Here is a 21169-nt window from a genome sequence, read left to right as displayed (position 1 = left end):
AAACAACCGAGTTTGTTTGTTTACTTCCCTCTACAGAATCAAAATGTACTTTTATGCGAATAGGCCCAATAATATTGAGCCCTCACATGCTTGTTTTTCATTTGAATTCTGGGTAGATCAAATATTTTGACCTCATCTTCTTATACGAATCTAATTCTGGTTTCCAACTTGCCCGGATTTCTTCTTCCGTCTTCCCAGCAATAATTTGTTTCCTTAATTCATCCGTCCCGGCTAGCTTATCAAAGAATTCTGCCCGTGCAAAAAACTTCGACTTGTCCGGCATTTTATTATAGAAGTCGAGTATATATTTTAATGTGAATTTTTGCTTATCCGCATCTAGACCTCTTAAGTCTAGACCATAATTTATTGCGCCTTTCCCCTCAACATGCTTAGACATGCCTGCTTTCTCACCCGGAGTAAAGGTAAAATCCCCATAAACAGGATCCGTAAAACCTACAACCTGAAATGGCCAGTCTGTACCACGTCCAACTGAAATATCCGTTCCTTCGAACAAACACAAGGAAGAATATAAACGAACTGATAAATGATTTGGTAAACTTGGAGAAGGAATAACAGGTAGGTCATACATGCTATCGTGCGTATAATTTTGAACTGGAACTACCGTTAACTTACATTGACGACCATTTTCTAACCATTTCTCACCATTGATCATCTTGGCTAATTCTCCAACAGTAAGCCCATGTACCATCGCAATCTTATGATAGGAAACATTGGATTTGAATTTATCGTCCTTACGAACTGGTCCATCAACTTGATCGCCACATGGATTTGGTCTATCCAAAACAATCAACTCCTTATTGTGCTTTGCACAAAGCTCCATCACACGATGTAAGGAAGTGATATAAGTATAAAATCTTGCACCTACATCTTGTAAATCAAAGATCATCACATCAACCGACTGAACAATCGAATCCTGCTTTTCATTTCCCCCGTATAAGGTAAATAAGGGAAGACCAGTCTTCGAGTCTACATCATTGCTAACCTTTTCTCCACGTTCTATATCTCCACGAAATCCGTGTTCCGGCGCAAATCCAAACTTTAAATCTACCTTCTCTCTTAATAGTACATCAACTAAATGCTCATTCTGCGGACCGACTACTGAAGTTTGATTACCCATTAACCCAACTTTCTTCCCTTTCAATAAAGGTAGATAAGCCGTTAATTGATCAGCAGCAGGAATAATAGTTTCTTGTTTTACGGATTCAACATCAGGCGCCGATGATGGAGCAGACGCATTTTTCTTCGTCGATCCACAAGCACTAGTCAATAATAACCCAACTATAGCAGAATATAAGAGTATGTTTCCCATTAATTAAGATTTGGTAAAGCAAGTTTAGCAATAAAACCACGCTAAAATTAATACAAATACCGCATAATAAAGCAAGACTAACAGCAAATTCTGTCACATTTCGCAAAAAAACAGGTAAAACACGCATAAATCGGAAAGTAAAAACACAGAGTCTTGCACGATTAGCCTTAGAGAATCCTTGTATTTTAGCATTTTAAAGCATTTGAGTCCGCAACCGATTGCATTGTTAAGTGTAAATAATACACATTTAAGTAACATTTGCGTTACGACAACCCCACACAATCATTTGTAAAATAAAACAGCAGAAAAGATCCCTCTTTTCTGCTGCACATATTTCCGTGAATACTTATTTACTCAATTGCTTCCCCTGCATAATCCCCTTCATTGCCTAATCTATCAATCGGCTTGACAGCAACAGCATTTAACTTTTTACCATCCTTGCTCTTTGGTAGACTAAGTTCAGATTGTGGTCCATCTAAGATTTGAAAATCCCAGTGATCACCATATCGCGCATAAGCAACCCATTTAAAAACTTGCTCCGGCTGCTTATGTAACCATTTTACAAATACACTGCTCGGTTGATTGGTCAATAATAAGGTAGGTTTCAGAATCGGATTTGAGGATAACCATGGTGATGCTGGAACTAAGGCCTTCTGCGAATATGGCCCATCATGTAGAGCCTTCAACAACATCGGATTCTTTGTTAAACCTGCAATGCTCCAGTGAACAGCTCCAACACTATTCGGAATTACCTCGCGTGTAACCGCAATCTGACGCTTGATCTCATCAGCACGGTTCGCCGCCCGTACTTCTACCGTATTTAATCCCGGCCATAAGTGACGGTTATGCTTGTTTTCAGATTGCCACCATTTCAATAAACTCGTAAAACTTTGTTTCGGAGGATCAATCGGCCAGTATAATTGTGGCGTAAAATAATCAATCCAGCCTTCGTTCAACCAAAGTTTAGCATCTGCATAGAGCTCATCATATTGCGAAGAACCAGTTACGCCTGAGGGATATCCTGGTTTCCAAATACCAAATGGACTTAAACCAAATTTTACCGATGGCTTCTCAGCCTTGATTTCTGTATATACTCGCTTGATAAACTTGTTTACATTATCTCTCCTCCAATCTGGACGACTCAATGTTCCGCCAGATTTCTTATAGGCAGTCCAAGTCTTGTCATCCGGAAAGTCAGCACCTCCATTATAGGTCGCATATGGATAAAAGTAATCATCAAAATGAACCCCATCTATATCATAACGCTTAACAATATCCATTACTACCGCAGCAGAATGATTCTGTGTTTCCTGACTTGCTGGATCAAACCAATACATCCCATTCCGCAATCGAACAACATTCTCTGAGGATTTTCGAACAAGGGATTCACTAGTGACTTGGCCACCATTACTATGGTGCGCACGATAAGGATTTAACCAAACGTGCAATTCCAAACCTCTTTTATGAGCTTCTGCAACCCAAAATTCCAATGGATCATAATAGGGACTCGGTGCCTTTCCTGTAGTTCCCGTTAAAAAATACGACCAAGGCTCTAAACTCGATTTATATAATGCATCTGCTGATGGACGAACTTGAAAAATAACCGCATTGAAGTTGTTATCCTTCAACATGTCCAATAAGCGAATCGCTTCTTGTTTTTGTTGATCTGTGCTTAAATTATTCTTGCTTGGCCAGTTGATATTCGCAACGGTAGCTACCCATGCAGCTCTAAATTCTCTTGGTACTTGTGGTAGATTTGCTTTGAAAACTGGTTTTTCAACTGGTTTCTTCGTTACTACTTTCTCTGAAACTGGCTTAGTCTCTACCTTACCCTTTACAGGTTTCTCCTCCACCACTGGCTTATCCACTTTTACTTGCTGCTCAATTGCTGCTTGCTCCTTAGCCAGCTTTTTTGCCTGTCTTTTTTTAGATCCACATGATAACACAACCAAAGTCATCATGGCAAAAAGACATAGCGTCATTATTCTTCTCATCATAAATTCGTTCTTAACCCACAAAATTAAGCTTTTTATTACCTATCCTGCTAATTGTAACCTATTCTTTATAATTTATTCTACCGGTTCCCCTTGAAAAAGAACCTGTTGCACTTTAAAATCCTCCGTAAAAACTAACACATTGGCAATTGATCCACTGTTTAAATTCCCTAAATCATGCCGACCAAATAAACGCGCTGGATATAAGGTCGCCATCCTTAAACTCTCATCTAAACTAATCCCAACCTTCTTTACACAATTTTCAACTGCCTTTAACATACTTAGTGCAGAACCTGATAAGGTTCCATCAGGCATCGTATAGTGATCCTTGTTAAATACATGTTGATAAATGCCCTTATCACACTTCGCAACAGCATCTGTAATTAGAAACAAGCGTTCTCCCATCAATTCCTTGGACAACTTAACTGCTTCAAAATCAACATGAATACCATCAACAATAATGGAAGCACTAACTTCATCATGGTTAAATGCCGCACCTGGCAAACCTACATCCCGATGGTGAAGTGGCGACATCGCATTCCATAAATGTGTAACTGCAGGAACCCCATGATTAAAGGCATGAGTAGCCTCTTGATAAGTCGCTGCACTATGTCCCGCTGTTATCAAAACCCCTTTCTCATTTAAATAATCAATGCAATCCTGCTCCGTTAGTTCAGGTGCAATAGTCATCATTTTAACAATCTCCTCCTTACCTTCTATAACCGAAGCCAGTAAATCCACCGTTGCTCTTTGAATTAATTCCGCAGGATGCGCTCCTCGCTTTGCTGCATTTAAAAAAGGCCCCTCCAAATGAAGACCCAAGGCAACACGTGGATTCGCACGCTCAAAAACCCCAATAGCTTCCTGAAACAACTCCAAAGTATTGGTCGCTAAGGTTAATACAAATGATGTACAACCCTGCTTCAATAAGTTATGCTCTATTCGATGAATGGATTCCGCCGTTAATTCCGCAGAAAACAAATCCTCACCCGTTCCATAAATCTGCAAATCAATAAGCCCCGGACAAATATTCGCTCCTTTGACATCCAACAACTCAAACATTTCTGGAATATCATCCTGTGCTACAATACCCGCAATTCTATCGGAATCTATTAATAATGCATGTTGATCGAATATTTGATATTCAGTAAAAATCTTACCATTTATAAGGGCTAGTTTATGTTTCATGCTGCAAGTTACTTATTTTCCCTTTTATTGAAAATCCATCGGCTTATCGTATATTAGACCTGAGAATTAATGCTCTCACACCAGTAAAGAACTCTATTTTTATAATATTATTATTCAACAATAAAATCATGGCGCAAAAAGAAATTTTAAATACTGACAAAGCTCCAGCAGCAATTGGCCCTTATAATCAAGCAATCAAAGCCGATAAAACATTATATGTTTCTGGCCAAATCCCTTTGATCCCGGAATCAATGGAATTGATTACAACTGGAGTAGCTGACGAAACTCACCAAGTCCTAAAAAATGTAGGTGCCATCCTTAAAAATGCCGGCTATGATTTCTCCGATGTCGTAAAAACTTCAATCTTCTTAAGTAGTATGGACTACTTTGCAACAGTAAACGAAGTGTATTCTGAATATTTTAAAGAAAACCAGCCCGCAAGAGAATGCGTAGCAGTCAAAACTTTGCCTAAAGAAGTCAATGTGGAAATTTCCGTAATCGCTTGGAAAGCTTAACCAACATCGACTCAAAATAGAATGCCAGCAAAAAAGATTGCTGGCATTTTTATTTAAAAAAAAACCTAATCCTAAAACAGTATCCCCCCATTAGCTGTTACCCATCATAATATATCTTAACGGAAATAAATCACATTAATTAATAGAAGGTAATATCGATCACTTTTTATCTGAACGAAGCTTAGGATATTTACTCAAACAAAATTTACATGAGGTTAAAAGGAAAAGTAGCCATTATTACCGGTGCAGCATCGGGAATGGGAGAAGCAATGACTTATTTGTTCGCCAATGAAGGTGCAAAAGTTATTGCTACAGATATTCAAATTGACAAACTCAATGCTATTGTAGAAAAAGTACAAAGTCAAGGATTTGATGCTGTGGCAGTAAAACATGACGTTTCAAATAGAGAAACATGGTTTAATGACGTAATCCCTGCTGCAATTAACAATTTTGGAAAAATTGATATCCTAATAAATAATGCCGGAATTTCTGTTCCTACTCCTTTCGAAGAACAAGACGAAGCGCTTTGGAAAAAAACCTATGACATTAATGTCAATAGCGTAATGCTAGGCATGCAAGCCGTTTTGCCTCATATGAAAGAAAATGGTGGTAGCATTGTCAACATATCATCAATTGCCGCATTAACCGGAATGTCTGGACCTGGTTCTTATACCGCATCCAAAGGTGGGGTCTCTGCTATCACGCGCGCAGCTGCCGTGGATTTTGGAAAAATGAAAATTCGGGTTAATGCTATTAACCCCGGATATATCATGACCCCAATGGCGGAAGCACACCTCAATAACCCTCAATACAGACCCCATTTCATGTCCATTATCCCAATGAAGGATTATGGAACCGCCGAAGATATCGCCTTGGCAGCATTATTCTTAGCATCTGATGACTCAAGATATATCAGCGGTATTAACCTTGCAGTTGATGGTGGTACAACGATAATTTAAAACCCTAAATCTATCTATAATAAACATGAATGCCCCGCCAAAATAGGGGCATTTTTTATTAAACCCACCCTTTTTCAGCTCCATATTTTCCTCTAATTCCCCAACAGCCTACCTATATAAAAGGAAACATGAAAGTTTTTATTATTTTAGTGGGATTATCTATCCCATGGCTGGTTTATCATTTATTACTCCCATAGAATATCTCAAAGGTGTAGGTCCGCAAAAAGCAGATGTACTCAAAAAAGAACTCCAAATCTTTACTATCGGAGATCTTTTGCAAGATTACCCTTTTCGATATATCGATAGAACCAAATTCCATAAAATCCGTGAACTTCATTCGGAAATGATCGGTGCTCAAGTACTGGGAAGACTAATGAGCCTCCAGGAAATTGGTGAAAAACGTAGTAAAAGACTCGTCGCACAATTCAAGGATGATACCGGAATGATGGAACTGGTTTGGTTCCAAAGTATTCCTTGGCTCAAAAAAGGCCTTAAAGTAGGAGCCGCTTATATTATCTATGGTAAACCTTCTGAGTTTAATGGAGCCATCTCCATGACTCACCCCGAAATGGAATTGTATCAGCAACAAGGTAAAAAGGTTGGTAATATGACCATGCAACCTGTTTACTCTTCAACTGAAAAACTTAAAAAATTCAATTTAGACAGCAAAGGAATTCAAAAACTACAAGAAACTGCCTTAGAAACTACTTTGCGAACCATTGAGGAAACCCTGCCTGCATACATCCTTGAAAAATACAACCTTATGCCACTTCAACAGGCCTTTCTTAGTATTCATTTCCCACAAAATGAAAAACTTATGAAAGCCGCAATTACCAGGCTGAAATTTGAAGAGTTGTTTTTTATTCAACTCCGCTTACTCAAAAATAAACAGTTAAATACCCAAAGGTATAAAGGACACCAGTTCAATCAGGTAGGTGAAAAATTCAACACTTTCTTCAATGAGAGATTACCATTCCCATTGACAAATGCCCAAAAAAGAGTGGTTCGTGAGATACGTTTGGATTGCAATACTGGAGCCCAAATGAATAGACTGGTACAAGGGGATGTAGGCTCCGGAAAAACAGTCGTAGCATTAATGAGTATGCTCCTCGCAATCGACAATGGTTATCAGGCTTGTATGATGGCACCAACTGAAATCCTCGCCACCCAGCATTACAATGGCCTAAAAGAACTCTTAGGTGAAGATATTTGCAATGTCAAACTTCTAACAGGTTCAACCCCTGCTAAAGCAAGAAGAATTATCCATCAAGAACTCGAAGACGGAACCCTGGATATCCTTATTGGAACTCATGCCTTGATTGAGGATAAAGTCAAATTCAAGAATATCGGATTTGTTGTTATTGATGAGCAACATCGTTTTGGAGTGGAACAAAGAGCGAAGTTATGGCGCAAAAACCTGATCCCTCCGCACATGTTGGTAATGACTGCGACGCCTATTCCAAGAACCTTGGCCATGACAATGTATGGTGACTTGGATATTTCAATTATCGATGAGTTACCTGCTGGTAGGAAGCCAATCAAAACAGTACACTTCTTCGAAAACCAACGCCTACGTGTATTTGGTTTCATGCGGGAAGAAATTGCAAAAGGTAGACAAGTCTATATTGTTTACCCTTTGATTAAGGAAAGTGAAAAAATGGATTTACTCTATTTGGAAGCTGGCCTGGAAAGTTTAATGCGTGAATTCCCCCTGCCGGATTTTAGGATTAGTATCGTGCATGGCAAGATGCCTGTCAAAGACAAAGATTTCGAAATGAAACGCTTTATTAAGGGTGAAACTCAAATCATGGTCGCAACAACTGTTATTGAGGTTGGTGTCAATGTGCCGAATGCATCCGTAATGATCATTGAAAACTCAGAAAGATTCGGATTATCTCAGCTCCATCAGCTCCGTGGAAGAGTAGGAAGGGGTGCAGAACAATCATTCTGTATTCTAATGTCCAGTAATAAACTCAGTAAGGAAGGTAGAACCCGACTGGAAACAATGGTTAGAACAAATGACGGTTTTGAAATCGCTGAAGTCGACCTGCAACTTCGTGGTCCTGGTGACCTTTCCGGTACGCAACAATCGGGTGTGCTCGAAATGAAAATCGCAGACCTCGCTAAAGATCAAGCCATCCTCGCAGAAGCTAGGCAATTAGTCATTCAGATTTTTAAGGAAGACCCAAACCTCCATGAAAACCGCCATCAGCTATTGGCTCAATACATTAACAAAAGCTCCCCAGCTATTTCATGGGACAAAATCTCCTAAATTCCGTAACTTTGTAAACTTGTTTCCAAAGAAACATCCTTAAAACAAGCTGAAACCAATATGCACTTCAACTTGTTCACTACTTAAAAACAATTAATGGCAAGATTTAAGATACATGATACCGCAGTAAAACCAGAAACAGCAGTCTTAGTGAGTGTCATCACTCCTGACGTTTCGGAAGAAACTGCCAAAGAATATTTAGAAGAATTAGAATTTTTGGTAACCACTGCAGGCGGAGTTACTAAGGGAATTTTTACCCAAAAACTAGCCTTCCCTGACCGTGCTACCTTTGTAGGTTCCGGAAAACTCGACGAAATCAAAGAGTATATCCAGGCCGAAGAAATCGATATAGTAGTCTTTGATGATGAATTATCACCTTCTCAGTTAAGAAACATTGAAAAGTATTTCAATATCAAAGTCCTGGACCGATCAAACTTGATTCTGGACATCTTTGCAAAACACGCTAAAACAGCACAGGCTAAAACTCAAGTGGAATTAGCCCAGCTGCAATACCTATTACCACGATTAACTCGAATGTGGACCCACCTTGAAAGACAACGTGGGGGTATTGGTATGCGTGGACCCGGAGAGAGCCAGATCGAAAGTGATAGACGGATGATCTTAAATAAGATCTCCCTTTTAAAAGATCGCCTGAAAACAATCGATAAACAAAACGAAACGCAACGTAAAAATAGAGGCGAAATGATCCGCGTCGCATTGGTAGGTTATACAAACGTTGGAAAATCAACAATCATGAATATGATTTCCAAATCCGATGTATTAATCGAAAACAAACTCTTTGCAACATTGGATACTACAGTTAGAAAAGTCGTTATTGATAACCTCCCTTTTCTTTTATCAGATACCGTCGGATTTATTAGAAAACTCCCTCACCACTTGGTGGAATGTTTTAAATCAACCTTGGATGAAGTCCGAGAAGCAGATGTGCTTATCCATGTGGTCGATATCTCTCACCCCTATTTCGAAGACCATATCCGTGCGGTCAATGAAACGCTAAAAGATATTGGTGCGGTGGATAAACCTATAATAACGGTATTCAACAAAATCGATGCGTACAAACCTCCGGTGGAGTTTGATGAAGATGGCGAAGAAATTAAAGTAACGCTTGATGATTTTAGAAATTCATGGATGGCCAAAAATGCCGACCCTGCAATTTTTATCTCCGCAACAAACAAAACTAACGTGGAAGAATTCAAGGAAAAAATATATGATATCGTCGTGAAAATGCACAACGCCAGATATCCATATAACAACCTACTGTATTAATTGAAATGCAAAATAAAAAAGTAACCTTTATTGATTGGGGATTGCTGGATTATCAGGAAGCATGGGATAAACAAGAAGAGATTTTTGCCAAGGTCCTTGCTGAAAAACACGATAACCGAATCAATAACACAAATAACCCAACAGACAACTTCCTGATTTTCACGGAACACCCCCATGTTTATACACTAGGCAAAAGTGGACACTTGGAATATCTGTTATTGGATGAAGAGGGACTAAAAGAAAAAGAAGCGACCTTCTATAAAATTAATAGAGGTGGAGACATCACCTATCATGGACCAGGGCAAATCGTCGGTTATCCTATCCTCGATTTGGACAACTTCTTTACCGATATTCATTTATACCTCAGAACTCTTGAAGAGGCCATTATTTTGACCTTAGCAGATTATGGAATTCAAGCCGGCAGATATCCTGGATATACCGGAGTATGGTTGGATCCTGATAATGACAAAGCAAGGAAAATCTGTGCAATGGGCGTAAGGGCATCTCGTTGGGTGACCATGCATGGATTCGCATTTAATGTAAATGCCGATTTAGCCTATTTCGGAAATATTGTCCCTTGCGGAATTGATGATAAAGATGTTACTTCCATGGAACGTGAACTTGGGCACAAAGTAGATGTGGAAGAAGTAAAAATTAAACTCAAAAATCATCTTGCCGAATTATTCAAAATGGAACTGAATTAATAAAAATTCTATAAAAAAGACGAGGCTGCAAATTAATTTACAGCCTCGTCTTTTTTATAGAATTTATTTTTATCCTGTTATAATTTGAATGGATTGATAGGAATATTCTTCCACATAAATCTCTGTTTGAACCTGCTTACTAATTTCAAAGAGTGGGCTAGGTTCCGTCCGCTTCGCAACCGACATCTTAAAATCTTGACAGTAGGGCTCAAAAATACTTTCAACCAATTGAACCGTATTATTCTCACCCGACAAATGTCCTAAAATAACATGTTTCAAACGATCCGTTTTATTCTCAATAAAGGCCTCCAAGGATAGTTTATTGGATAAATGGCCCCATCCGCCTTTAATTCTATTCTTTAAATGATAAGGGTAGCGACCTGTCATCAACATCTCCTCATCATAGTTCGCTTCCAAAAACAAAATATCCGCCATTCGAATGGCCTTTTTCACATTATCACAAATCCGACCTAAGTCTGTCAGCACCGAAATATTCAATTCTCCATCAGAGATCAAAAAACTACAGGGCTCTTGCGCATCATGATATTTCGGAATCCCATAAACTGAAAAATCACTTAGGTTAATCACCGAATTAGGCTTAATGAAATTGACTAAATAGCTAGGCAATTGCAAACGTGAAGATTCATAGGTTCCAACTGTCAAATAAACCGGAATTTGATACCGCTTTAAGAAAACAGATAGCCCCGAAATATGATCCGTATGCTCGTGGGTAATGAATATCGCACTAATACTTGCCGGATTTATTCCTAAGGAAGCCATCCGCAAATGAAGATGCTTGTTATTGATTCCAGCATCTATTAAAATCGCCGTATCACCCTTAGCAATATAATAGCTATTCCCATTACTCCCAGAAGCTAATGCCGCATATCGAATCATTTTACAAAGATAGAAATTTGATCAAAACAAAGGTCATTACCTCTTGATAATGACCGCTTCTTATTAAATATTCTAAAATATTTTTATTAACATTCTGGTAAACTCAATGGTACCTTGATGGCTAATCCACCATCAGCAGTTTCCTTATATTTTACGTTCATATCCTGAGCCGTATCCCACATCGTACTAACTACTGCATCTAAACTTACTTTTGCCTTGTCTGGGTTGGATTGTAAGGCAAGCTGAGCAGCTGTAATCGCTTTGATAGCTCCCATAGTGTTTCTTTCAATACATGGAATCTGTACCAAACCGCCAATAGGATCACAGGTTAATCCTAAGTGATGCTCCATTGCAATCTCTGCCGCCATTAAGACTTGTCTTTGTGATCCTCCTAAACATTCGGTTAGTGCTCCAGCAGCCATCGCTGAGGAAACTCCAATTTCTGCCTGACAGCCACCCATCGCTGCAGAGATCGTCGCCCCTTTCTTGAAAATGGAACCAATCTCCGATGCCGTAGCGATAAATTGAATAATCTTATCCTCCTTATAACAATCATGAAAGACGATATAATATTGCAATACCGCTGGGATTACTCCCGCAGCGCCATTGGTAGGTGCAGTAACAACCCGCCCAAAAGATGCGTTTTCCTCATTTACCGCCAAAGCAAAACAACTTACACAGTCCAGAATATAACCAAAATCCCGACCTCCAGCTCGAATCGTCTCTACCCAACTGTCAAAATCGGAATAGCTACGACCCTTTAACATCTTCTTGTTCAATTTTGAAGCTCTGCGCTCAACATGTAATCCACCTGGTAATACACCATCAGTATGACAGCCCTTATAAATACATTCCTTAATCGTTTGGAAAATCTTTAAAACTCCACTTCTTGTCTCTTGCTCAGACCTCCATGAGCATTCATTCTCCAACACCAACTCCGAAATCTTTAACCCCGTCCGCATACAAGCAACCATCAACTCCTGAGCCGTATCTATTGGAAAGGGTAAATCAATTTCCGATAATACACTCTCCGTATCATTCTCCTGAACAACAAATCCGCCACCAATGGAATAATATGTCTCCGAAACAGCAGTGCCATTGGATAGAAAAGCCTGAAAGGTAACCGCATTGGGATGAAATGGTAAGCTTTGATCATAAAGGAAAAGTAAGTCATCCTGATAAGTGAAATCGATTTCTCGCTTCCCGCCAAGCGACATCTTCCGGCTAGCCTTGATACGATCCACCTTAGGAACGACATCGTTCACATCAAAAGTAACTGGATCATCTCCACTCAAGCCTAATAATACCGCAATATCCGTCCCGTGACCAACTCCCGTCTTTGCCAAGGAACCATATAATAAAATCTTTACTTCTTCTACCAAGTCTAAAACACCCCGGTTCACTAACACCTCAACAAACCGCTGGGCTGCCCGCCATGGACCTAAGGTATGCGAACTGGAAGGTCCAATCCCTATTTTAAACATGTCAAATATAGAAATCTGCTCTTTTGCCATAATTCTCAATCTACCTAGCAAAATTAGTCTTTCTTTTGAATAAAAAAAGCCAGTATTTTCTACTGGCTATTTTAATTTTATGTTAACAGTTTTGAATTAAATTCCCGAACCGTTCTTCAAATCTTTTGAAATTGTAACCGGCAATTTTCCTTCTGGTTTAATCTGCTTTAATAAAGCCTTCAAAACTGCCTTCTGCATGAAAAAGTCATTCTGATAACCCAATAAAACTGATGAACTGCGCATCACATCAACCGAATTTAATGCATATGGATTAGTAAACATCACAGAAATAGTTCTTCTTCCTGCAATCTTATCTATAAAAGCTTTCGTAGCATCATTCAAAACTAACTCACTGCGAGGTCTACTACGATTATCATGGATTACCAAGATAATCTGACGATTATCCTTTGCATCTTTCATTAAGTCTTTTAATTGCTCCTCAGTCTCATCGCCCTTAATAAAGTATTGATCATGATCCATCAGTTGTATAGCCAAACCTTTCTCAAAATCTTGAGCCTGATCAATTCCTACACTGACAATCGATGTTGCTCTTTTCGGATCAAATCTTTTTAAGCCACGATCTGATTTTAATAATGTTACAGCTGCATCTGAAATACGTTGTACTAAACTTTGTGCAGCAGGAGTATTTAAATCCGAATATAAATTATTCGTATTCACGGGCTTGATCTTATTTAAACCCAACCATAGTTTACTAGCTAACACTTTCTTTACTCGCGCATCAACATCCGCTTGAGATAAGCGCCCCGATTTGATAGCTTTCTCAATCAAATCAATAGCACGACCACTATTCTCTGAAACTTCTAATAAATCATGTCCTGCCTCTATCGCCATGACATCTGCTTCTCCATTCGGGAAATATTTCTTAACCCCGCTCATATCCATGGCATCCGTAACGGTCAATCCTCTAAACCCTAATTCCTTACGAAGAAGGTCTGTGACGATTTTCTTAGAGATTGAGGATGGAATATTAGGAGTATTATCCAAAGCTGGAATATTCATATGCGCAACCATAACCGCAGGAGCGCCAGCATTGATAAGCTGTTTGAATGGATACAACTCTAAACTATCCAATCTCGCTTTATCAAATTTCAATTGTGGAAGGTCATGATGCGAATCCACATCGGTATCTCCATGTCCCGGAAAATGCTTTAACGAAGCCAAAATACCTCCTTGAACCATTCCGTCCATATAGGCTTTGCCTTTCTCTGTAACCTTGTACTTATTATCTCCGAATGAACGGAAATTAATAACCGGATTTTTGGGGTTATTATTGATATCTACATCCGGTGCAAAATTAAAGTGCATCCCAATCCGATGAAAATCACGAGCAACTTGTCTACCCATTTCGTACAACAAATTGTTATTCTGAATCGCTCCTAAGGTCATCTGATAAGGATAGGAAATCGTTGAATCCGGCATCCGCATACCTAGACCCCATTCCCCATCAAACGTAATCAACAAAGGAACCTTGCTCACTTTTTGATATTCATTGAACATATTTGCATGGCGAACTGGACCGCCTTGAAATACTACCAATCCACCCAATTGCTCCTTCTCAATGACTTGTTTTACCGAATCAATATATCTTTGACCCAAATTCGTATGTGCTCTAACCAAAAATAATTGGGCAATACGTTGTTTCGGAGTCAATTTATTGAATACCGAATCAACCCATGCATGTTTCTGATTGATAAAATCAACAAAATTGGGCTTGTTCTGAGCAAATGCCGCAGAAATAAGCATCATGGATAGCAATCCAAAACTGAATAGTTTCTTAATCATCACAATATAGTTTATACGAAATAAGGAATTTTTAGTTGCTTTTTAAAATGTTTTGCACATTTAAAAAACATCACGCACAAACACGCAGACTTACAGCTTGTATTTTTCCTCCATCAAACCGGCTAATTCAGCCGCATTCTCTATCTCACCACATGCCTCTTTTTTCCAAAGCATGTCTATCACCAATAATAAATATTGAGTCTCTAAATCCGGGTCCTTATATCCTAATTCTTGAAAAGCTTTATGAACAATCGGCTGTACTGGCTTAATAAATAACTCATGCTGGGATTTGGAAAAGCTATGATGTGAGAGACGTTCCTGCAATTTCCAAAATAATGGATCATCAGCTACCAGTTTACTCGGAAATTGAACCATATTCTTCAAAAAATCCTTCGCACCCTTATACGTCATCATCCCCTTGTGATGAAGAAGAACCTTACGGTAACCAGATTTCACAATATGGGCCAATAAAGCATCCTTGTTTCCGAAATGCTTAAAGATAAGTGCTTCTGAAACTCCAGCTTTTGCAGCAATTTCCTTGGTAGATGTATCAAGGTAGCCCTTACTCGCAAATAATTGTAAGGCTGTTTGTAATATTTTCTCTTTCCTACTAAGTGTTGTTTCTTTCATCGATTGTTAATAAGCAAATATATCCAATTTTATTGAATTGTGATTTTCATTGCCTCCCTCGAAACCCGTCCTTATAATAAACGCAAGTTTTTATCCTATAAAAACCAACCGCTTTAGATGTTTAACCAAGTTTAAATAACCCAAAAAACCAACCCCCAACAGCACCTTTTGCCGTGTATCTTTTTTGTGATTATCAACCTGTTATCAGTAAAATAAATTATAATTGAAAAAAATCCTTAAACCAATACCATGAATTACCTTTTGTCAATGTGTTTCGTCTTGATCTTGAGTCTAGGTACCACCTTCGCTCAGGTTAATATTTCTGGAAATATCCAGGACAAAACCAAAGGCAATACTTTGCAAGATGCCAGTATTCAAATACTTAACCTCAAAGACTCGACCATCCGAACCGCAAAATCAAATGACAAAGGTGTATTCGCAATTCAAAAAGTAACAATTGGTCGATATAAAATAACAGGAACTTTACTTGGCTTTAAAAAAGTTGAAAAAACCATCGAAGTAAAATCTTCCATGGCTCCCATACTTTTGGAAATGGAACCCGGAGAAATCGTTTTGGAAGAAATTACAATCGCCCCTTCTCCCAATGTCGCCGTGAAAGGAGATACATTAGAATTTAATGCCAGAAATTTTGCCACTCGAGAATATGCTGATGCCGACGAAATGGTCGCTCAGGTTCCTGGAGTTACCATCGATGAGGATGGAAAGGTATCGGCTCATGGAGAAGAGGTGACTAAAATAATGGTCGATGGGAAAGAGTTTTTTAGCACTGACCCGAAGGTCGCCCTGAAAACACTCCCAGCAGATATTATTGATAAACTCCAAATCATCGATGAGAAAAGTGAACAAACCAAATTCTCAGGATTTGACGACGGTAAAAGATCCAAAATTATCAATATCGTCACCAAACCTGATAAAAGAAAAGGTGTGTTCGGCAAATTCAATGCTGGAAAAGGCGATTCCGATAAATTCACCATCAATTCTGGAGTTAATGCTTTCCGTGGCGATGAGAAATTCTCCATCAACCTCATGGCCAACAATATTAATGAAACCGAATTCTCTGAACAAGGGCGAGGTGGATTCCGCCGTGGAAATAATAATACAGATCGCGGTCTTTCTGATACTTACGCCGCCGCCGCCAATTATACCAACACTTTCTTGGACAAAAAACTGGAGGTCAATGGAAATTATAGATTTCGAAATAACAGTACATTCACTAACTCCCTCTCTGATGTAGAATATACCACCGGAAGCAGAGCTAATCAATTTCAGAATCAACAGCAAACTGGTGATGTCGGTAATATTGAACATAATTTAAGAGGTAGATTAAAATGGGATATTGATAGCATGAACCGCATTGATATCAATCCCAACCTTTCTTATACGAAATCCGATGCGAATCGTAGCTCAGTAAGTAGTATGTCTAAAGATCGAACAGAACCCCTAAACAATTCGGATAGAAATTTCCAAAACAACAACACAAATTTCAATTTTGGCGGGGGAATGACCTATATGCATCGATTTAAAAAAGCTGGACAAACCATATCCCTCAGCTTTGATGGAAATAAAAGTACAAATGATGCCTTGGGAAAAACTCTGGCTTTCAATCAGTATTATAAGGATGCTGTCCTTGATCGGATTGACACCAACAATAGAGAAAGTGTAACCTATGGCTATGGAAATGGTTATAACGGAAGATTGTCTTATACCTACAATGTCACAAAGATATCTAGGTTACAAGCTAACGTGGGTATAAGAAATACAAGTAACTATTCTGACCGTAAAACCATGGATTTCTTGGCTGAAACCGGACAATTTGAAGAACTCAACGAAAGACTTTCCAATGAATTCAGAAATGATTTCACTCATCAAAGTGCTGGTTTATCATACGCTTATAACAAGCAAGACACCTTCAGATTTCAAGTTGGTATAAATTACGAACATGGTTATCGCGTAAATAATAGAACCGTCCCAATCAACCTCAGGACCACGGCCAATTTCGGAGCTTTTATCCCAGAAATGACCGTCGCTTATTACTTTACCAAGGAAAGAAATATTGAATTTAATTATAACGCTGGCACAAACACGCCATCCATCGATCAACTGCAAGATTATATTGATAATTCGAATGAACTCTTTGTCCGAAACGGCAATCCTAATCTAAGCCAAGAGTACACCCATCGTTTTCGATTGCAATACCGGGATATTAATCGTGATAATGGCCGTAGCTTCAATAGCAGCTTTAATTTTGATTACACCAATAACAAAATTATTAATTCAACCATGACCACCGATAGTACCATTACCCTCTTTGATGATATCATCCTTGGCGCTGGTGGTCAATATGTTGTTCCGGAAAATATTAATGGCGTTTTCCAACTTAGGGCGAATAACAATTACGGACTACCTTTAAAAAAATGGGGCTTCAACCTGAATTTAAATAACAACCTATATTATAACCGTAATTATGCCATCCTCAACGACGTCTTGATGCCGAATCATAGTTATGGATTCAGCCAACATGTTGGAATATTCACAAATTTCAGCAAGAAAATTATAGTTGGATTCAACTATAACCTGAATATGAATTTCACCAATAACCCGATGAGTGAAGTCACTCATTATCAGATTACAAATCACAGAATTAGTAATTCGTTAAACCTGGAATTCTTTAAAAACATGACCTTGGGCTATAATTATTCCTTTTTCCATAATGGCGGAATTTTGGGAGCTGAAGCAATTTCCACGAACTTGCTAAATGCGTCTATCGGCTACAAAATCTTGAAGAAAAGAAATGCTGAAATCTCACTAAAGGCCTTCGATTTATTCAATAATGCAAGAAACATTAATCGAAGGGTATCTGAAATATCCATTTCTAATATTACCTCGAATACCTTGACTCGATATTTTCTGCTGAGCTTAAATTACAACCTGAGAAGCTTCGGAGGCAGACCTCAAAGGGATTAATCTTGTGTATCATACTTGGAGACCATTTCTTGCAATTCAACCCAGGTTTTGCTGTCAATAGGATTTTTAAAATCACTCGAATCAACATCCAAACGATCGATTTTTTGGTTCAGGTATTTCTTACGATCAGCAGGAATGGGATGCGATGAAACCCAACTGACATCATCTGCTGAACTCAAATAAACATCAAATAATTCCATTACCTTAACTATACTATGCGGATCAATTTTAGCCTCAACTAAATAATCAATAGCCAATTCATCTGCCTTTTTTTCCAATTTCCTGGAAAAGGCCTGTCCAGTAATAAAATTTGTGATTTCTCCAGTTCCTGATCCCGATAGTAATAAATCTAATCCAAAATTTGTAATCAATGACCGCATCACATGATTCTTCTCACAATGCGCTATCTCATGGGCCAATACTGCAGATAAATAATTTGAACTATCTAAAAAGTTGATTAATCCAGTCGTCACAATGATTTTATCATCTGGAAGAGCAAAGGCATTGACCTCTGTACTCTTCACCAAGAATAAATCATAATTCTTACTGGAGATATAGTTTTCCTTTAACAAGGGAATAAACAGAGAATCTAAACTACTATCAATCCTATCATCCTCAATAACCTCATACAGGTCCTTAACCTGATTTAAGACGAGCTTTCCTATTTTTACCTCCAAGCGATCTTGATTCTTCTTTAACTCAAAAACATTGGTCCATTCTACCAAATTCAATAGAAAAAATAAACCCACGATGGATGCAGCTAATAAGATAAATTTGCCTACGATTTTCATTTCTTTAATAAATTATCGGTGATATCAGAAAATAAAAACCAACGAACATGGATGCCTTTCCTTGTTTGTATTGAGGTATAGATTGTAGAAATTATCTCTATCCCGTTCAGGATAAAGATTAATATTATATACGATATATAGGAGTCACTAACCTCCTTTTTGTGCAAGATAATCGCAATGGTCCACCAAAAAGCAGCAGTATTAAAAAAGAAAATTGAAAACTGCGAGATTAATGCTTGCGTACAATGCCATCTGACAAAACTTGTGGATTTTCGCTTCCCTAAATAAAAGATTACGGTCGCCAATAAGTTAAAAATCGGCAAAGGAAGTCCTATAAATAATGCGAATAAGGACATCAAATAACTATTTGATGCGTATTCGCGCTCATCTTCGGTAATTTCTCTCGGATTAAAATCTATAGCCCCTTCGATATGTTCCATAACCAATTTGCAATAACTAAAATGATAAGAAAGACACTAAGTACTTTATGCTGCTGCAAGTATCGCTCTGTACGATGATAGATCTCATAATAATAACTCTTCTTCCCAACCAAGTCTATAAGGACCAAAACCACAACAACCAAAATGATAGCCAAAGAAATCAACCCTAAGGGATTGATCAGAATTGCCTCCCAGAGATGACCATGCAATAGTGCTGAAATGGATCTTGTCGTCCCACATGAAGGACAAGGATAACCCGTTATTAATTTAACGGGACACAGAGTTAATTGAGTTCCAGCGTAATAATCAAGGAATAACCAGATAATACCAACGAAACAGACTATTACCGTAGTGATATAAAGTCTGTTCCTTGAATTGATCATTCCATTAATAACTTAATGAAGTTACCAACTTCTCAAAGTTCTTTGTTTTGGTCGCCCCCATGATCATAAACCAATCGATGATGGTCCAAATACCCAAGCCTCCACAGGTCAATAATTTAGCAATTCCCAAACCGGTATCTCCAATCATAAATCGATCGATACCAAACGATCCTGCTAATATGGAAACAATTAATACGGTAGTAGGATCTTTATACTGTTGAATCTGAACATTAGTGAACTTACTGTCATCCGCTCTGCTCAGTAAATCCTTAATCTCCATTAATTGATATGATTCAAAAAACTTATTGTTCGACATTAAAAACATGTCTACTTTCTGACTATCCATTTTCTTTAATAATTAGGGTTTAAATAAAAAATCCATTTACCTATTGAAAGATAAATGGATTTTTCCAATATTTTTAATAAACTTTTAATTTTTAACCAATTTCTTGTGTTTTCGCTTAGAGATTTTTTCCTCATTAACTGGCTGCGGAACCTTAACATAATAGCCTGTACCATCATATTCACGTTTCCGTGGATGCGTCTGACAGGCTGATGAACAGCATCCTTCTAATTCCCATCCACATTCATCACATTGCGTGAAATGCTCATTACAAACAGGGTTTGCACAGTTTATCATCTTCGAAGTAATCTTACCACAGTTTTTACAGGTCGAAACAACAGATGGATTAACCGAATTGACAGGAACAGTTACTCGATTATCAAAGACATAACATTCGCCTTCAAAATCCTCCCCTCCAGCTTCCTTGCCATATTTAATAATTCCACCATGTAATTGGTAAACATCCTCAAAACCCTCTTTCAACAATAAAGCTGAGGCTTTCTCACATTTAATACCACCAGTACAATAGGTCAATATCTTCTTGCCCTTTAAGTGCTCAAGCTCCTTAACTTTTTCAGGAAACTCCCTGAAGTTTTCAATATCTAAGGTAATTGCATTCTTAAAACGACCAACATTATGCTCATAATTCGACCGAACATCCAAAACAACCACATCTTCCTGATCCTTCATCGCCAAGAAATCTTTTGGTTCCAAATGAATTCCAGTCTGTTTATTTGGATTGATCTCCGCAGGATTACGTAACCCTGAATGTACAATCTCCTCCTTGTAACGACAATGCATCTTGATAAATGAAACTTCTTCTACATCGTCAATCTTAAATTCGGTCTTCGAAAATCTCGGATCGGAATGAATATGCTCCATATAGGTAGCACAGGACTCTGGAGTCCCCGAAACAGTACCATTAAGACCCTCGTCAGCAACGATAATCCGACCTAATAACCCAAGTGATTTACAAAATTCTAAATGATCTTCTGCGAATTTTTCCGCATTCTCGATAGGGCTGTAACAATAGTACAGCAATGTTTGATATTGTGCCATATATTCATTGATACCGCTGCAAACGGCGTTTAATGTTTTAAATAATGATGCAAAGATAAAAAAATTGAATGATCA

At 38.3% G+C, this 21169-nt stretch carries 18 protein-coding genes; 6 read left to right on the top strand and 12 right to left on the bottom strand.

Annotated features, from left to right (window positions below):
* Nucleotides 1–97: 97 nt before the first annotated feature.
* From PZ892_RS01190 to nagA, 3 genes are all read right to left on the bottom strand, one after another.
* Nucleotides 98–1330, bottom strand: a complete 1233-nt coding sequence (locus PZ892_RS01190; protein ID WP_182497900.1) for a DUF1343 domain-containing protein — start codon at nt 1328–1330, stop codon at nt 98–100.
* Between the two features lie 350 nt (nt 1331–1680).
* Nucleotides 1681–3327, bottom strand: a complete 1647-nt coding sequence (locus PZ892_RS01185; protein ID WP_229678245.1) for a family 10 glycosylhydrolase — start codon at nt 3325–3327, stop codon at nt 1681–1683.
* A 72-nt stretch (nt 3328–3399) separates the two neighbouring features.
* Nucleotides 3400–4512, bottom strand: a complete 1113-nt coding sequence (gene nagA / locus PZ892_RS01180) for an N-acetylglucosamine-6-phosphate deacetylase (protein ID WP_182497899.1) — start codon at nt 4510–4512, stop codon at nt 3400–3402.
* 128 nt (nt 4513–4640) lie between these two features.
* Between nagA and PZ892_RS01175 the strand changes: the two genes are divergently transcribed.
* The 5 genes from PZ892_RS01175 (at nt 4641) to lipB (ending at nt 10249) form a co-directional block, all read left to right on the top strand.
* Nucleotides 4641–5027, top strand: coding sequence for a RidA family protein (locus tag PZ892_RS01175; RefSeq protein WP_182497898.1), 387 nt, complete (start codon nt 4641–4643; stop codon nt 5025–5027).
* A gap of 209 nt (nt 5028–5236) precedes the next feature.
* Nucleotides 5237–5986: an SDR family oxidoreductase gene (locus tag PZ892_RS01170; protein ID WP_094281025.1), complete on the top strand. Its 750-nt coding sequence runs from the start codon at nt 5237–5239 to the stop codon at nt 5984–5986.
* A 166-nt stretch (nt 5987–6152) separates the two neighbouring features.
* Nucleotides 6153–8258 (top strand): ATP-dependent DNA helicase RecG, encoded by a 2106-nt coding sequence (recG, locus tag PZ892_RS01165; protein ID WP_182497897.1) that lies wholly within the window; start codon nt 6153–6155, stop codon nt 8256–8258.
* 96 nt (nt 8259–8354) lie between these two features.
* Entirely contained in the window at nt 8355–9545 is a 1191-nt protein-coding gene (gene hflX, locus PZ892_RS01160) for a GTPase HflX (protein ID WP_182497896.1), read from the top strand.
* A gap of 5 nt (nt 9546–9550) precedes the next feature.
* The gene (lipB, locus tag PZ892_RS01155) at nt 9551–10249 is read left to right on the top strand and encodes a lipoyl(octanoyl) transferase LipB (RefSeq protein ID WP_182497895.1); all 699 of its coding nucleotides are present in this window, start codon (nt 9551–9553) and stop codon (nt 10247–10249) included.
* A gap of 69 nt (nt 10250–10318) precedes the next feature.
* Here lipB and PZ892_RS01150 read toward each other — a convergent pair whose 3' ends face one another.
* From PZ892_RS01150 to PZ892_RS01135, 4 genes are all read right to left on the bottom strand, one after another.
* A complete protein-coding gene (locus PZ892_RS01150) occupies nt 10319–11146 on the bottom strand; it encodes an MBL fold metallo-hydrolase (RefSeq protein WP_220476598.1) in 828 nt (275 codons plus the stop codon).
* 86 nt (nt 11147–11232) lie between these two features.
* Nucleotides 11233–12660 (bottom strand): L-serine ammonia-lyase, encoded by a 1428-nt coding sequence (locus PZ892_RS01145; protein ID WP_182497894.1) that lies wholly within the window; start codon nt 12658–12660, stop codon nt 11233–11235.
* Between the two features lie 96 nt (nt 12661–12756).
* On the bottom strand, nt 12757–14463 hold the full coding sequence (locus PZ892_RS01140; protein ID WP_182497893.1) for a glycoside hydrolase family 3 N-terminal domain-containing protein: 1707 nt from the start codon (nt 14461–14463) through the stop codon (nt 12757–12759).
* A 90-nt stretch (nt 14464–14553) separates the two neighbouring features.
* Nucleotides 14554–15093 (bottom strand): TetR/AcrR family transcriptional regulator, encoded by a 540-nt coding sequence (locus PZ892_RS01135; protein WP_182497892.1) that lies wholly within the window; start codon nt 15091–15093, stop codon nt 14554–14556.
* Between the two features lie 249 nt (nt 15094–15342).
* On the opposite strand from PZ892_RS01135, the gene PZ892_RS01130 reads away from it, so the two are divergent.
* Complete coding sequence (locus tag PZ892_RS01130; RefSeq protein ID WP_182497891.1) at nt 15343–18078, top strand: TonB-dependent receptor; 2736 nt, start codon at nt 15343–15345, stop codon at nt 18076–18078.
* On the opposite strand, the gene PZ892_RS01125 is transcribed toward PZ892_RS01130, so the two are convergent.
* From PZ892_RS01125 to PZ892_RS01105, 5 genes are all read right to left on the bottom strand, one after another.
* Nucleotides 18075–18869, bottom strand: coding sequence for a M48 family metallopeptidase (locus PZ892_RS01125; protein ID WP_277711987.1), 795 nt, complete (start codon nt 18867–18869; stop codon nt 18075–18077). The two genes, PZ892_RS01130 and PZ892_RS01125, sit on opposite strands and share 4 nt — an antisense overlap.
* Entirely contained in the window at nt 18866–19309 is a 444-nt protein-coding gene (locus PZ892_RS01120) for a DUF4870 domain-containing protein (protein ID WP_182497889.1), read from the bottom strand. The genes PZ892_RS01125 and PZ892_RS01120 overlap by 4 nt, the downstream gene beginning before the upstream one ends.
* Nucleotides 19285–19692 (bottom strand): DUF2752 domain-containing protein, encoded by a 408-nt coding sequence (locus PZ892_RS01115; protein ID WP_182497888.1) that lies wholly within the window; start codon nt 19690–19692, stop codon nt 19285–19287. Before PZ892_RS01115 ends, PZ892_RS01120 begins: the two co-directional genes overlap by 25 nt.
* Before the next feature lie 4 nt (nt 19693–19696).
* Nucleotides 19697–20038: a TM2 domain-containing protein gene (locus PZ892_RS01110; protein ID WP_094257644.1), complete on the bottom strand. Its 342-nt coding sequence runs from the start codon at nt 20036–20038 to the stop codon at nt 19697–19699.
* Nucleotides 20039–20122: 84 nt separating this feature from the next.
* Nucleotides 20123–21094: a rhodanese-related sulfurtransferase gene (locus PZ892_RS01105; protein WP_182497887.1), complete on the bottom strand. Its 972-nt coding sequence runs from the start codon at nt 21092–21094 to the stop codon at nt 20123–20125.
* Nucleotides 21095–21169: the final 75 nt, after the last annotated feature.

The organism is Sphingobacterium sp. WM, from assembly GCF_029542465.1.
Classification (GTDB): domain Bacteria; phylum Bacteroidota; class Bacteroidia; order Sphingobacteriales; family Sphingobacteriaceae; genus Sphingobacterium; species Sphingobacterium cellulitidis.
This window is presented reverse-complemented; position numbering and strand designations above follow the sequence as displayed.